Annotated in this window: 14 protein-coding genes and 1 riboswitch; of the genes, 9 read left to right on the top strand and 5 right to left on the bottom strand. The window is 40.8% G+C overall.

From position 1 onward, the window contains the following. Window positions 1–129: 129 nt before the first annotated feature. The 6 genes from A8F95_RS11795 to A8F95_RS11775 all read left to right on the top strand — a co-directional run bounded on the left by A8F95_RS11795 (window position 130) and on the right by A8F95_RS11775 (window position 4,729). Window positions 130–897 carry a glucose 1-dehydrogenase gene (locus A8F95_RS11795; protein ID WP_065410679.1) on the top strand — a complete coding sequence of 256 codons (768 nt, stop codon included), beginning with the start codon at window positions 130–132 and terminating at the stop codon, window positions 895–897. Window positions 898–937: 40 nt separating this feature from the next. Beyond that, window positions 938–1,093, top strand: a complete 156-nt coding sequence (locus A8F95_RS22480) for a hypothetical protein (RefSeq protein ID WP_176713677.1) — start codon at window positions 938–940, stop codon at window positions 1,091–1,093. Window positions 1,094–1,306: 213 nt separating this feature from the next. Further along, window positions 1,307–1,570, top strand: coding sequence for a CD3324 family protein (locus A8F95_RS11790; RefSeq protein ID WP_065410678.1), 264 nt, complete (start codon window positions 1,307–1,309; stop codon window positions 1,568–1,570). Between the two features lie 141 nt (window positions 1,571–1,711). Then, complete coding sequence (locus tag A8F95_RS11785; RefSeq protein WP_065410677.1) at window positions 1,712–2,356, top strand: FusB/FusC family EF-G-binding protein; 645 nt, start codon at window positions 1,712–1,714, stop codon at window positions 2,354–2,356. A gap of 584 nt (window positions 2,357–2,940) precedes the next feature. Then, a complete protein-coding gene (gene eutH / locus A8F95_RS11780) occupies window positions 2,941–4,206 on the top strand; it encodes an ethanolamine utilization protein EutH (RefSeq protein ID WP_065410676.1) in 1,266 nt (421 codons plus the stop codon). A 169-nt stretch (window positions 4,207–4,375) separates the two neighbouring features. Further along, complete coding sequence (locus tag A8F95_RS11775) at window positions 4,376–4,729, top strand: hypothetical protein (protein ID WP_065410675.1); 354 nt, start codon at window positions 4,376–4,378, stop codon at window positions 4,727–4,729. Between the two features lie 104 nt (window positions 4,730–4,833). Here the strand turns inward: A8F95_RS11775 and A8F95_RS11770 are convergent, their stop codons facing one another. Beyond that, the gene (locus A8F95_RS11770; RefSeq protein WP_245671281.1) at window positions 4,834–5,409 is read right to left on the bottom strand and encodes a DUF7010 family protein; all 576 of its coding nucleotides are present in this window, start codon (window positions 5,407–5,409) and stop codon (window positions 4,834–4,836) included. A gap of 134 nt (window positions 5,410–5,543) precedes the next feature. Then, window positions 5,544–5,631: riboswitch (cyclic di-GMP riboswitch) on the top strand. A gap of 111 nt (window positions 5,632–5,742) precedes the next feature. Between A8F95_RS11770 and A8F95_RS11765 the strand changes: the two genes are divergently transcribed. After that, complete coding sequence (locus A8F95_RS11765; RefSeq protein WP_077247337.1) at window positions 5,743–7,449, top strand: methyl-accepting chemotaxis protein; 1,707 nt, start codon at window positions 5,743–5,745, stop codon at window positions 7,447–7,449. Window positions 7,450–7,513: 64 nt separating this feature from the next. On the opposite strand, the gene A8F95_RS11760 is transcribed toward A8F95_RS11765, so the two are convergent. From A8F95_RS11760 to A8F95_RS11745, 4 genes are all read right to left on the bottom strand, one after another. Next, window positions 7,514–8,686: an MFS transporter gene (locus A8F95_RS11760; protein ID WP_065410674.1), complete on the bottom strand. Its 1,173-nt coding sequence runs from the start codon at window positions 8,684–8,686 to the stop codon at window positions 7,514–7,516. 237 nt (window positions 8,687–8,923) lie between these two features. Next, complete coding sequence (locus A8F95_RS11755) at window positions 8,924–10,153, bottom strand: Zn-dependent hydrolase (protein WP_065410673.1); 1,230 nt, start codon at window positions 10,151–10,153, stop codon at window positions 8,924–8,926. A 296-nt stretch (window positions 10,154–10,449) separates the two neighbouring features. Beyond that, entirely contained in the window at window positions 10,450–10,839 is a 390-nt protein-coding gene (locus tag A8F95_RS11750; RefSeq protein ID WP_065410672.1) for a hypothetical protein, read from the bottom strand. Continuing rightward, entirely contained in the window at window positions 10,836–11,378 is a 543-nt protein-coding gene (locus tag A8F95_RS11745; protein ID WP_065410671.1) for a hypothetical protein, read from the bottom strand. Before A8F95_RS11745 ends, A8F95_RS11750 begins: the two co-directional genes overlap by 4 nt. Before the next feature lie 418 nt (window positions 11,379–11,796). Between A8F95_RS11745 and A8F95_RS11740 the strand changes: the two genes are divergently transcribed. Both A8F95_RS11740 and preA read left to right on the top strand, forming a co-directional pair. Next, the gene (locus A8F95_RS11740) at window positions 11,797–13,182 is read left to right on the top strand and encodes an NAD(P)-dependent oxidoreductase (protein WP_065410670.1); all 1,386 of its coding nucleotides are present in this window, start codon (window positions 11,797–11,799) and stop codon (window positions 13,180–13,182) included. Between the two features lie 192 nt (window positions 13,183–13,374). Then, on the top strand, window positions 13,375–14,643 hold the full coding sequence (gene preA / locus A8F95_RS11735; RefSeq protein WP_065410669.1) for an NAD-dependent dihydropyrimidine dehydrogenase subunit PreA: 1,269 nt from the start codon (window positions 13,375–13,377) through the stop codon (window positions 14,641–14,643). Window positions 14,644–14,649 lie beyond the last annotated feature (6 nt).

The following is a 14,649-nucleotide window of genomic DNA, read 5'->3' as shown; positions in this document are numbered from 1 at the left end:
TTTTTAGTTTACTGAATGCTTAACGAATCGCAATCTTTGATTCAACGTAAATGATAACCTATACTTTATCTGTAGTGATTGGATTGGAATTTTGTGGAGAATCCATAAATCAAAAAAGCGGATGAGGTGATGATATTGGGACGTCTTGAAAATAAAGTAGCGATCGTAACTGGCAGTGCAGCCGGTATCGGAAAGGAAATTGCTTTTTCTTATGCGAAAGAGGGAGCAAAAGTGGTAATTGCTGATTTTAACGAGGAAGCACTGCAGCAAACGGTAAAAGAATTAAAGGAATTAGGAAAAGAAGCGATCGGTGTAAAGGTGAACATAGCGAATGAAGAAGATATTTCAATAATGGTAGAGGACACCGTAAAGGCTTTCGGCAAGGTTGATATTTTAGTGAATAATGCTGGCGTCGGTGACAATATGCAGGCAGCAGCTAACGTAAAAGATGAAACATGGGAGCGTGTCATGAACATTAACGTAACCGGTGTAATGCGTGCCCTTCGAAAAGTGATTCCAGTGTTTATCGAAAACGGAGGCGGAACGATCGTCAATATGGCCTCTATCGCCGGCTTAACTGGCGGCCGCGGTGGATTAGCTTATACAGCTGCTAAGCATGCAGTAGTAGGGATAACCAAAAATATCGCTTCTCAATATGGCCCGCAAAATATCCGCTGTAATGCCATTGCCCCGGCGCATGTTCAAACGAACTTTGCCGCAAGCATGACGAATGTCGATGAGTTTGGCATGAAAATCGCCACACGTGGTGTGAATTTAATGCCGAAAGCCGGAACAACACAAGATATTGCTAATATTGCGTTATTCCTGGCTTCTGATGAATCAGCCTATATTAATGGAGTAGCCATTGCAGCAGATGCTGGCTGGAGTGCTTATTAAAAGGATGCTTTGTTAAAGGTGAAGGTTGTTTTTTCAATAATTGATTAAAGCGAAAGGCGGCGACTCCAGGGAAGATTCCGCGGAAGCGTATGCGACGAGAAGGATTACGGACCGCCCGCAGAAAGAGTCCGCCTGCAGCGAAAATCAACAATCAAATACAACAGAGCTAAAACTTAAAAGAAAAACTGGCATCTAACTATCGAAAGAAAGTACAATAAATTAGTGGGGAGGTGATGGTATGGCGATTGAGAGCAGATTGCCAAAGTTTGCAGCGTCTCATGCAAAGCCTGGGGTTAGAAAGGCGATACTTTGCATGGGGTGATTCGTTAAAATCATCGCCTAAGTGAGTTGCCCTATCCTTTGGCTTTGCACCTTATTTGATATTCAAAAAAATAAGGAGCTGGCAAAAGTGAAATATGTAAAAGCAACCGCTGTTTTACCAGAAACATTAATTATCGAGATTCAAAAATATGTGCAAGGAGAGACGATTTACATTCCGAAACCGAAAGAGGCGCATCAAAAGTGGGGTTCATGTTCTGGAGGAAGAAAAAGTATCGATGATCGCAATGCTGCGATTCGAGAAGCTTTTCGAAACGGTGAGCCGATTCAACAGTTGGCCGATACGTATTATCTCTCAACCGAAACGGTTAAAAAAATCGTCTATTCCAAATAGCCTATTAACTGACAGCGCTGATGACCTTTTCAAGAGGATCAGCGCTTTTTTATGGCGAATTTGTTTCCTAATCATTCTTTGCCTTTCAAGAAACAGCTTAATCGAGTAACGTAAGAGGAAGAACGAACAGGAGTGAGAAACATGGAAGCTTTTATAAGGAATGACCAATACAATTTAATTAAAAGGCAGGCTAAAAACCTGGTTAATGGGCATACGGCGGCTCAACACGAAGGGGTATTGAAGGCATTAAAGGCAATGGCAGAAGAAAATGTAACTGAAGTATTTACTGAATTAAATGAAGAACAGCGGCAATTACTCAGCCCGATCACGACAGTTGAGAACAAAGAACAGGCAGAAAAATTCTTATCCAGCCTAAAACCCTATGTGATTCCTTTTAAGAAAATAACAGAACAGAGCCTTAAAAAACTGTTCCCAAAAGCCAAAAAACTAAAAATGCCTGACTTAGAAAGCATCGATTTAAAGGAGACTTCCTACCTTGGATGGCACGATAAAGGCTCCAATAAAAAATATTTAGTAACGTATTTTGATGAGAATCTTATAGGAGTACAAGGAACCTTTACTAGTGCCAATCAAAAAGGAATTTGCGCCCTATGCAATGGCTATGAGGAAATTGGGATGTTCATTGCAGAAGTAAAAGGAAAAAGAACAGAAAAAGGAACTTTCACAAAGAGAGGGAACTACATTTGCCAGGACAGTGAAAAATGCAATCAAAATTTAACGTCACTGGATAAGCTGCAGGACTTTATCGAGCGGCTGAATAAATGAAGACGTGCTAAATGCTAGCATGTCTCAGGCTGTTGACAAACGCGCGCTTTCTTCGTTGCTCGCCTGACTGCGGTGCTCATGACCCTCATGGTCACTCCGCTCCTCGTCAGGTTTAGCGCCTCGAAAGACAAAGTTTTCAATCAGCCTGATGGAAGATGAAGTAGACTTTGTCTACAATCTCAGACGTGCTAAATGCTAGCATGTCTTTTTATGTTTTTGAACGGGCGAACTCTTTGGGGACATCATCTTGTAAACGGCACAATGCGAGTAAAAGAAAATTATGTTATAGCGCATTTTTTATGCAATTTTTCATAAAAAATTCAGATCAAGATGAAATTTCATTTATCATTTGAAAATTTCATTCTTGAATAACCGATCCTTATTTATTAAATTCACAGGGCCGTTTATAGCAAGCAAAAGCCCTGCAAATCCTAAATAAAACAATAATTAACAAATTAGTGTCTTTTTTGTGAAAATGGCATAAAAATTGCAAATATTTTAAAATCGGTGTCAAAATTTCTATTTTACATGCGTAGGAATGTGAGTTTACACGTAACCAACTTAGAGTGAAAGGGAGGATGTCTATGGAGCATTTAGGCACTTATGTTATTTATGTTATTATGGCTTTTGTTATGATAGGCGCCATTGCTGCTGTCCGTAATGAGGAAGAAGGTATGGGGAAGGAGTTTATCCAAGGGATTCATACGATTGGTCCGATCTTTATTCCGATTGCCGCCACATTAGCGTCAATTCCGTACTTATCTAAATTCATTGAATTTGCCTTTGGCCCGCTTTTTTCAGCGATCGGGGCTGATCCGGCGATGGCAGCAACCACGCTTATTTCAAGTGACATGGGAAGTTATCAGCTTGCTGATGTGTTAGCCAGTGATCGTGAAAATTGGATTATCGCTACAGTGAATGGCATTATTATGGGGCCTCATATTATCTTTACTATTCCGGTAGCGCTAGCCATGCTGCAAAAACGCGATCATAAATATTTGGCGCTTGGTATGATGTCGGGTGTTCTCACTGTGCCGATTAGTGTGTTCATAACGACAAGTATTCTAGCATTGACAGAGACAAAAATACGGGACACGATTAGTACGACAGCCGAGCCAACTTATCAGTTGTCTATGTCGATTGGCACTATTTTAATTAACTTGATTCCTTTAACAGCAGTTGGGATTTTTATTGCTGTCGGTTTGCGAATGTTTCCTAATCTTATGATCAAAGGATTCATGGCAATCGGCTGGTTTATGAGCACAGCGATGAAGCTCGTTCTAGCTTGTACAATCGTCGAGTATTTCACAGGTGTATTTACGGCCATATTCGGTCATTGGGGATTCGATCCAATTATCGCCGATGCGAAGGACCAATTTAGAGGGCTTGAAATTGCCGGGTATATTGGAATTATGCTAGCAGGTGCTTTTCCAATGGTCTATGCAATTCAAAAGTATTTGGCAAAGCCGTTACAATTTTTTGGTAAGCTGCTTGGTTTAAGCAGCATCGGCAGCGCTGGAGTCATTGCGGCAACAGCTAACCCGCTGGCCCTTTTTAAAATCATTAAAGACATGCCGGCGAAGGATAAAGTATTAACCATCGCCTACGCTATTTCTGGTGGATGGATGATCGGTGACCAATTAGCTTTCCCGGCAAATTTCCAGCCGACGATCATTATTCCCGTAATGGCTGGTAAATTCCTCGGTGCTGTTCTAGCCATCCTTCTTTGCTATTGGATTTCGATTCCGAAAGCATTGGAACTTGAGCGGATTGAGAATTTAGAAAATAGAGCAAAGAAAAATGAGAAGGCAGCCGATCCTAATGAAAACCCTCTCGGTGCCACTAGCTAATATTTTTATGGAGATGCAGCTTTAGCATGCATCTCCATTATTTTTTTGAATGCACAGATTTTCTTCAAGATAGAAAGAACCTATAATAACTTTACTGCTCAACGGGAATAGGAAATATATGAGCTAGGTTGTCATCGGGAGAGCTAGCTGAATATAATAAGTGTAAACAATGTTTTCGTTTGTGCTGCTCATCATGTCGCGGGAATTAGACGGGAAAACAAACTCGCGGAAGGCGGGATATGGGGGCATTCACTTGTATAAAGCAGGCGTTTGGGTAGAAATTAAAAATAGAAATGCAGTCGGGTTTGTATTGGAAGCAAGCTACCATGGCGCTGTTGTTTTTGTTATTCGAAACGGCAAGCCGGTTGGGGAACACAGATACAGTTATCATCAGTTAGTGCTGATGAATGATGAGTTAACAGCAGAGGAGCTTTTTGATCTAGCGAGATTAACAGTTGATTTAAATCAAAAAGACTGGTTTATGGAAGTAACAGAGCGAATGAAAGAGAAATCTGGAGGATAGTATGAAATCATTTATTATTTTTCTATTTAACAAAATAGAAGAGGGAATTGCTAAAAAAAAGGTTCAGCCACGTTGTCATAGGCTGAATCTTTTCTTTTTGAAGCTTACTTAAAAAGTTTTAATTCTTTAAAAATTAATAGAACACCGGTGCTGTATACAATGGAGATGGCGAGAGGGACTAGAATAAAAGCCTGGTTTATCCAAAAGCCCCCTAAAATGAGCGAGGAAAGACAAGTGCCCAACGTGACAAATAAGTAAGCTTTACTTTTGTAAATCCACATATAAGGTAAAAAGTGAGAGCCTCCTAATAAACCGATCGCAAAAGGAAGATACTCGGGGATATGCATATAGACGATAATGAAGACAGGAATGTAAAAAGCCTGGGGGGCTGCTATAATGCCGCCTAGTATGCCTAACGGATGATCACGTGTTAATAAATTGACCTTTACTAGCTTGCCTATAAGAATTCCGAGTGGAAAGATCACACTCAGCCCCCACACCCATACTAAGTAAATGGTATCCATAGGAAGAAAAAACGGCAGAAAAGCAAATAGCAAAAAGACGATAGCCCCTGCCAGTAAAATCGGAAAACCCTTTTTAGTTGTTAGAATGATATCTCTTTGCAGTTGCTCTAATGTGTGATCCACAGGCAATATAGATTTATTTACTCTGTTTTCCATTAACACCCCTCCTGACTAAAGTATATATAACCTAAATTATAACATTCCTCCTAAAAAAGCAGAATATATAAAATAGTTATAATTGCTTAAATTGGCGAAAATATGTATGATGGAAGTAAGTCTATTTATCTAAAAATCAATATTGGCAAACCCGGTGAAAGCCGGGGACGCAAAGCCACGGGTCTAAAGCATGAACAGTGCTATGACGGCTGGGCTGCCGAACTGTTTTTTAGAAGAGCTCTTTTGGCCGTCCGCGTAAAACGATTTGTCTTTACGTTGATGGGAAGAGCTCTTTTACTTTTTTCTGCAGAAGGTTAAGGGGAGGGAGAAATCTTGCTGTCAAAGCTGCTTAGAAACTTAAACATCGGTAAAAAATATGCCCTGGCGTTAGGAGTGGTGATGCTTCTTTTCTGTTTGTCTGCCACAATTGTTTATGTAAAGCTGGCGGATGTCAAAGAGGATATTGCCAATCTAGAGCGAAAAGGAGATCTGGCGATTAAAACGACGGAAATGGCCTCCTTATTTAGAGGAAAAGACATTCGGATTGCGGATTACATGAATAGTGAGGATGACCGGTTTATTAAAGAATTTGAGGAAAGAAAGGAAAGTTTCAATATTCTTAAGGAAGAACTAGAAGCTGCCATCAAAATGGAAGAAGCAGCAGAGCTTTTTGCACGTATTAGTGCGAATGATGAAGAGGTAAACAAACTTTTTTATGAAAAAATCATTCCTGCTGTTCAAAGTAAAGATAGCTTAGGAGCATTGCTTGCTAGACAGAGGACTCAGGCTTTAAGAAGCGAGGCAGTCGAAAAATTGGCTGAGCTCGAAGATTCGATTAATAAGCAGCGGCAGTCAGCGGCTAAAGAGGCGGAACGCAGTTTAAATGAATCTGTTACGGTGTTAATTTTCTCTATCGTCTTATCTGCCCTCATTGGTTCTGCTATTGTGTTTATGATTAATCGCATCGTACGGCATCATTTAAATAAAGTAATCGCAATGGCAGGAGATATTTCATCGGGAAATCTGAATGTGGAAAAAAGCAATTATAAAGGGGAAGATGAAATTGCTTTGCTCAGTACGGCAATGAACAAAATGATGGAGAGTTTAAGAGGAATGATTGAGCAAATTATCGCTACATCTGAAACCGTAACGAGTCAAAGTGAAGAGCTGACACAGTCAGCTAGTGAAGTAAGAGAAGGGAGTCAGCAGGCAGCAGCTACTATGCAGCAGCTATCCGCTGGGGCCGAATCCCAAGCGCACGATACGAACGAGCTTTCAGAAGCGATGGTCAATTATATTGGGAAGATTCAAGAGGCTAATAGTAATGGAGAACATATTCATACAGCATCAAATGCTATTTTAAGCTTAACAAACGAAGGAAGCCAGTTAATGGGCTCTTCTATTAATCAAATGAATACAATTGATCAGATTGTACAAACAGCAGTTGAAAGAGTAAGAGGTCTTGACCACCAATCCAAGGCTATTTCCACGTTAGTAGCCGTGATTCATGAGATTGCCGAAAAGACTAACTTATTAGCATTAAATGCAGCGATTGAAGCAGCAAGGGCAGGAGAGCATGGAAAAGGATTTGGGGTTGTGGCGAATGAAGTACGCAAATTGGCCGAACAAGTGTCTATTTCTGTAAAAGACATAACGGAGATTGTTACACGCATTCAAGAAGAATCAGCTGAAGTCGTTATTTCTTTAGAAACAGGATACACGGAAGTAGATAAAGGCATGGGACAAATAAGGACAACTGGAGACATGTTTGACAAGATTAATGGTTCTGTGTCTGAAATGGCTGAGAGAATTCAGATGGTTTCGGAGAATTTAAATGAAATAGTTATCGGAAGCGAACAAATGAATCGGTCCATTGAAAATATTGCTTCGGTTTCGGAAGAATCAGCTGCGGGAATTGAAGAAACGTCTGCTTCCATTCAGCAAACGAGCAGTTCGATGGAGGAGATTGCAGAAAATGCCCTTCAGCTTTCTACATTGGCCGAGGATCTTAGCGGCTTAGTCCGCAAATTTACTCTTTAAAATTATAATAGGCTCTCTGTAAAGAAAAATTCTTTCCAAGAGGGCCTATAAATGAACGAACGAATTAAGTGGTTAAATTTTGCCGTGTTCGGACAAATTGACGGGCAGCAAATAAAACAACCAGTGTGAAGACAAATGCAGCAAAGATAAATTCAATCCGATTTCCTAGATTATAAAATATAGCGCCGATCATGGGGCCGGCTGCCATACCGAGGTAGCGGAAGAAGTTATATGTTCCGATTGCGGTTGCCCGATTGTGCAGAAAAGCCAGACTGAGCAGTGTCGTTTGGACAGGAAGCGAAAGCCCGAGGCAAAGACCGAATAATGAAATGCTGACAATGAGCATCGTTAATGAAACAGATGACATCATAACAAACAAAAGGGTAGCGATCACATTTAAGGAAGAGCTAAAAATAAGAAACTTTTTCGAATTGAAATGTTCTTGCAGCCGGCTGCCCGCAAAACTCCCTATTACAACTCCCAATGACATAGGGAGAAAAATAATTCCTTTCTCGCTAGCTGATAAGTGATAGAATTCAGATAGCAGGTGAGGCATGAAGACTAAAAAGTTATAAAAGGTAAAGTATTGAACAAACCCTAGCAAAATGACGGATGAACCAACTGGATGTTTAAGAATCAAATAAAAATCGCGAATGGAAATCCGGGAGCCCCCGCTGTCTGCTGTTTTTGTTTCGGGCAAAAACTTATAAGTTAATAGCCACATGATCACTCCTGTTGCGGCAAGCACCCAAAAGACACCATGAAATCCTGAAATTTCTCCAACAATTCCCCCAATTACAGGGCCAACAACTGGTCCAAGAGAAACCATCATTTGAAAGGTTCCCATTGATCTGCCGAGCTGTTTTCCGGTAAATAAATCACCAATAACAGTAGTGGCTACAACTGAACCAACAGCAATTCCGGCCGCTTGAAGAGCACGAAAGAAAATAAGAACCGGGATAGAAGGGGAAAGAGCTGCTCCAATGGAAGCTCCTATGTAAATTAAAATTCCAGGAAGCATAATTTTTCGTCTGCCTAACCGATCTGCAAGGGGGCCGTAGACAATTTGCATAAGGGCAAGCACGAGCGTAAAGATGGAAATGGTCAAGTTGATAACGAACTCAGAAGTATGAAACTGCCGCTGTACCTCCGGGATGAGCGGTGCATAAATAGTCTGAGTAAAGGGACCGAAAAAAGCAGCAAAGGCAACGACGTATACAATCCATTTTTTGTTCAATATGTATGCCGCCTTTCTTAAGAGTTTTTATTTTTTCGATAATTACTCAGGTAATTATAAAGGTGTCTATTTGGCTTGTCCATCTTATTGGCTTTGCGCAGCTTATTTAACTTAATGAAGCCTCCTCATTAATAAAATCAATATAGACGGTTCCTTCCCGGGAAATATTGAGGGACAGATCCAAACAAAAAAGGTGAAATTTCGATAAAGTGAGGCATCGAAATTTCACCATAATTATTAAGATTGAAGGGAGAGCACAGTTTCGAGCAGTACATTAACTCCTTTTTCACAATCTTCCCATGTAGTTAATTCGTCTTCGGAGTGGCTTTTTCCCTTAATGCTTGGCACGAATATCATGGCAGTAGGGATATAACTAGCAATGAATTGGGCATCATGACCAGCGCCGCTTACCATTCGTTTAAATGGATAACCCAGTGACTGTACAGATTGCTCAAGTGCATGACAGATGTTTTCATTAAACCAAACGGTATCCCGTCCCCACAGTTTTTTGGATTTAATCATGCATCCCTGTTCTGATGGGAGCTTCGTCAGCGATTGAATGATTTCTTCTACCTGTTTTATAACAGCAGGATCTTTATGTCTTGCTTCTAATGAAAAGACCACTTTATTAGGAATCACTGTATGGATGTTAGGGAATACATTCATCCTTCCCATCGTGAAGACAAGATCAGAATGAAGCGCACCCAGCTGTTGGCGTACTTTCGTTATGAGATCATTGGCAGCAAAGAGAGCATCTCTTCTCATATCCATAGGGGTCGTTCCCGCATGATCTGATTCTCCTGTTACTTCAATTTCATAGCATACCATCCCAACTACGCATTCCACTACTCCAATGGTTAAAGTTTCTTTTTCAAGAATAGGGCCTTGTTCAATATGCAATTCCAAAAAAGCTGTCGCTTCTTTTAAACGGGAGGCAGCATCGCCTGCATACCCAATTGAATGTAAGGCGTCTTCAAACGTAACTCCATTCACATCTGTTTTTTTCAGCATGGCCGCTTTCTCAAATTTTCCGGACAGAACACCGGAGGACATCATAGACGGTTCAAAGCGGGCACCTTCTTCGTTCGTGAAGTTAACGATCGTAAGTGGAATTTGTGGTTTGATTTGGTTGTCTACTAATGTTCGAACCACCTCCAGGCCAGCCGCAACGCCTAAAATTCCATCGAACCGTCCGCCCTTTTTTACTGTGTCCATGTGAGAACCGACTACGATTGGCGGTTTGTTCTCAATACCAGCCAAAGTGGCATACATATTTCCCATATCATCAATTTGAACGGTCATCCCCAATTCTTCGCAGCAGGAACGAAAGTAATCTCTTGCTAAGCGGTCTTCTTCAGATAAAGCTAGCCGAGTAACACCGTTATGGTCTGTGCGGCCAAAATCAGCAAAACGTTCAAGCGTGTCTTTTAATCTCTCTCCGTTAATTGCCAGCTTTTGTTTATACAAATTGTCTATACCTCCTTATGTAGTTAAAGTAAAAAATGTTATCAATAACTAGATAATGCTTTGATTGATTGAATAATTCTATAAAATATTAATTTCTCCTCTTTTATAAAATGATTTTTTTGCGGGAAAGTGAATATATAACTTTGTAGACATTTAGATGAGCTTCGAAATGAGGTGATAGGATGATGTAAGAGGATTGATTGAAAGAAGAGGCTGCAGCTGAAAGCAGAATAAAGCATAGCATGCTACTAAGCAGGAGCAGCCAATATGGAGAAGGATAAAATGAAATAGGTTCTTTACTGATTTTCTTTATTATATTGATCGAGCCCTTTTTTGAACAAGTCGAGGATGATGTCATGCTGTGTTTTGCTCATTACGTGGTTTTTAATTTCATTTAATTCAGCAACTAACTCGGCATCAAGATGAAGATTAATCGTCTTTCCTCTGTTCTTCGGTCTAATTTCATAGCTATCTTTAAGTTCTTTTGCCTGTCCTTCTACGATTATATGATCGGAAAACCAGGACTTGTCAGGAATCAATATCCAATCTCCCTCAAAATAGATGGTAGTTAAATCTTTTTCAAATGAAATGTCGAGAGTGTTGTTCGCTTTTTGATTAGCCTGTTTAATTTTTCGAGCTATTTCTTGATTGGCAACAGTATTGGGCAGCTTCATTTTTACTTTCATTCATTGATCAGCTCCTCTGAGGCTTCTTTTAAAATATCCTCTTTGACGTTTTTAATCGTTTCGAAAGAGCCTTCAATTTGAATAGTGTATAAGAATTGCCCTTTCATTAAACGTGAGTCAATGACGATGCCAACAATGGGCTCACTGGATTGATTCGTTACGAGCACGCGGTCCAATACTTCAAACTCAGGAAGCAAATAGCCCTTTTCATATAAAAAGTCATAAGTGTTGGTTTTAGGATACAAAAAACGTTTCTTCCCTTGTTTGGATTGCAGCGCCCAAAATTTTTCTTTTTCATCAATGACTTCTCCTAAATATCCTTCATCTGCCCAGCGTTTAATGGTAGACATATTAATGGTTTTACCGATTTTATTGAAAATCAGCTCAACGATTTCTTTTGAAGAAATATATTTTTCTCGTTCTTTTTCTTGCTTATTTAACGCCTCTAGGCGCTCAGATAGGTCTTTGAGAAGCAGCTGCTGCTCTTTTATTTTTTCTTCTGTTTTCTTTAGCATCGCTTCTAACTCTTCTCTTTTCAAAAATGTTCCCGCCTTCCTATCCCATGCTGTCAGATAAATCAAAAGATATTTTTATTTTACACTATTTTAATACTATAAATAAATTAAGTTGCATGAAAAATTAAACGAAATAAATGAGTTTTAAAAGGTTATATATTTAAAAGTGAATGCATTATATTAAAAGTAAAAATGCAATCAATATGTTGACAAATATTTTTTAGTATCATACTATTTATTTTAACAATATTTAGAATAATTAAATAGTTTGATTGACTGGAGTATGTAATGGATAAACCGAATGTTGAAGGGGGGCTTAAGGTGAACAAGAAAGCAATGCTTCTGATCATTTTACCTGTAGAGAATGAAGTGAATACCGTTTAAGTGAAATAAAAAACAGTATTCATGAAGCCGCTTGGAAATAAGTGAGGGGGGATTAAGCATGAATTTAAACAGAGTAAAGAACAAAACCATTTCATTGGACAACTTAAGGACGAACTTTCAGGAAATTGAACCAGATTTGACGCCAAAAGAAGCGATCGAAGAATCTAATCGCTGTCTTTACTGCTATGATGCTCCTTGCATTAAAGCTTGTCCGACAAGCATCAACATTCCATCATTTATTAAAAAAATTGCCTCTGGAAATTTAAAAGGCTCTGCTCGTGTCATCATGGAGTCTAATCCAGTAGGAGCGAGTTGTGCCCGTGTTTGTCCAACAGAAGAATTGTGTGAAGGAGCCTGTGTATTGAATAACGCTTCTTTGCCTATCATGATCGGAAATTTACAGCGTCATGCCACAAACTGGGCGATCAAAAATAACGAGCAGCTGTTCCAAGCTGGTGAAGCAACCGGGAAAAGCGTAGCGATCATCGGAGGAGGACCTGCCGGATTATCAGCCGCTCGTGAACTGGCTCGTCTCGGATATGAAGTCACCATTTTTGAAGCAAAAGATAAAGCAGGAGGTCTCGATACGTATGGAATCGTTTCATTCCGACTTCCTCAGGAAATTTCGTTATGGGAAGTAGAGCAGGTAGAAAAACTAGGAGTGAAGATTCAAACGAACACAAAGGTAGGAAAGGATATTAAAGCAGAAGAGATCATCAGTAATTATGACGCTGTTGTTTTAGCGATAGGAATGTCAAAGGTGCCGATGCTTGGCATTGAAGGTGAAGAGGCAGAAGGGGTATTAGATGCGATTGAGTTCGTGGAAGGAACAAAAACACCGCCTCTTGATCAGGAATTTATCGGGAAAAAAGTAGTCGTGATCGGAGCAGGGAATACAGCTATTGATGCGGCTACATGCTCGGTTCGTTTAGGGGCAGGGGATGTAAAAATGATCTATCGCCGTACAGAAAAAGAAATGACAGCTTATGAATTTGAATACGAATTTGCTAAGCAAGATGGGGTGGAATTTAGATGGCTGACACAGCCAAAGAGAATCATTCAAGATGAAGCTGGTAAAGTAAAAGCCTTGGAATGCATTCGAATGGAATTAGGAGAGCCCGATGATTCTGGACGCCGCCGCCCAACCCCAATCCCTGGATCGGAATTTACAATGGAAGTGGATGCCGTCATTAAAGCTATTGGACAGACTCGCTATGTTCATTTAATTGAAGAATTTGGGTTGGAACACAACAAAGGAATTGTCAAAATTGATGCTGCTACCCATCAAACATCCAATCCAAAAGTATATGCAGCCGGGGACGTTATTTTTGGAGACGGCCAAGGTGAGGCGATGGTTGTTACGGCTGCCCAGCAAGGAAAATTGACTGCCCATGCTATTCATAAGCAATTCATTACAAATGAAGCCACATTGGAAAGTGTGTAAAGAAAGAGACTGTAGACAAAGGCTGCTTTATATACCATCAGGCTGATTGAACACGTTTATCTTTCGAGGAGCAAACTGGCGAGAGGCGGAGTGACTATCAGGGTCATGAGTACCGCAGGCAGGCGAGTAACGAAGAAAGCGGGCGTTTGCCAATGGCCTGAGAAATTCATAATGAAGACTGGGGGAATACAAATGGCAGACTTACGTGTTAACTTTGCGGGCATTCAATCGCCTAATCCTTTTTGGCTGGCTTCAGCTCCGCCGACAAACTCGGGCTATCAAGTGCAAAGGGCATTTGAAGCAGGATGGGGCGGCGCGGTATGGAAAACGTTGGGGGAACCAATTTTGAATGTCTCCTCCCGTTTTGCAGGCACTCATTTTAACGGTCAGCGTGTGGCAGGCTTTAATAACATTGAATTGATTACTGACAGGCCGCTTGAAGAGAATTTAAAAGAAATCTATGAAACAAAAAAGAGATTTTCTAACCATGCTGTTATCGCCTCCCTAATGGTAGAGCCGAAACAAGAGAAATGGCACGAGATCGTGAAACGAGTCCAGGACGTTGGGGTGGACGGTTTTGAATTAAACTTTGGCTGTCCGCACGGCATGGCGGAACGGGGAATGGGGTCGGCCTCTGGACAGGTGCCAGAACTAGTCGAAAAGCAAACATATTGGGCAAAAGAAGCAGCAAAAGTACCGGTTATCGTGAAACTGACACCCAATATTACGGATATCACTGCGACTGCTTACGCAGCTGTACAAGGGGGAGCAGACGCGATCAGCATGATTAATACGATCAATAGTTTGGCTGGCGTTGACCTTGATTCATGGAACACGATTCCGCACGTTGCAGGAAAAGGGGCGCATGGCGGTTACTGCGGACCAGCTGTGAAACCGATTGCCTTGAATATGGTGGCTGAGTGTGCACGACACCCTGAAATTAACGTTCCGATTTCAGGAATAGGAGGCATCTCCACTTGGAAGGATGCCGTCGAGTTTATGTTAATGGGAGCAGGCAGCGTCCAGGTTTGTACGGCAGCTATGCATCATGGCTTCAGTATCGTTGAAGACATGATAGATGGATTAAATAACTATCTCGACAGCAAAGGCATCGCTGCACTTGACGGTCTTATTGGCCAATCAGTAGAGAAGTATTCTGATTGGGGGAATTTGGATCTTAACTATAAGATTGTTGCCCGCATTAATAACGACGTTTGCATTAATTGCAACAAGTGCCATATCGCCTGTGAGGACACATCTCATCAATGTATTGATATGCTCACATCGGAAAATGGAAATGCCTATCTTGAGGTTCGTGAGGAAGACTGCGTAGGCTGTAATCTGTGTTCCATTGTCTGCCCTGTAGACGGAGCGATCGACATGGTTGAAATTCCGAACGGTGAACCGATGACGTGGAATGAGCGTCAAGCAGCTATTAAGCTTCCAATCTGCAATTCTTAGATGAAG

It is taken from the genome of Pseudobacillus wudalianchiensis (assembly GCF_001685015.1).
Classification (GTDB): Bacteria; Bacillota; Bacilli; order Bacillales; family Domibacillaceae; genus Pseudobacillus; species Pseudobacillus wudalianchiensis.
The sequence above is the reverse complement of the archived record's forward strand: the minus strand, read 5'-3'. Positions and strand labels throughout refer to the sequence as shown.

Excerpts from the sequence above, each read along its gene's own strand:
- A8F95_RS11770 (WP_245671281.1), bottom strand. The coding sequence starts at position 5,409 with ATGGAAAACAGAGTAAATAAATCTATATTGCCTGTGGATCACACATTA.
- A8F95_RS11750 (WP_065410672.1), bottom strand. The coding sequence starts at position 10,839 with ATGAAAGTAAAAATGAAGCTGCCCAATACTGTTGCCAATCAAGAAATA.
- A8F95_RS11785 (WP_065410677.1), top strand. The coding sequence starts at position 1,712 with ATGGAAGCTTTTATAAGGAATGACCAATACAATTTAATTAAAAGGCAG.
- A8F95_RS11795 (WP_065410679.1), top strand. The coding sequence starts at position 130 with ATGATATTGGGACGTCTTGAAAATAAAGTAGCGATCGTAACTGGCAGT.
- A8F95_RS11740 (WP_065410670.1), top strand. The coding sequence starts at position 11,797 with ATGAATTTAAACAGAGTAAAGAACAAAACCATTTCATTGGACAACTTA.
- preA (WP_065410669.1), top strand. The coding sequence starts at position 13,375 with ATGGCAGACTTACGTGTTAACTTTGCGGGCATTCAATCGCCTAATCCT.
- eutH (WP_065410676.1), top strand. The coding sequence starts at position 2,941 with ATGGAGCATTTAGGCACTTATGTTATTTATGTTATTATGGCTTTTGTT.
- A8F95_RS11775 (WP_065410675.1), top strand. The coding sequence starts at position 4,376 with ATGTTTTCGTTTGTGCTGCTCATCATGTCGCGGGAATTAGACGGGAAA.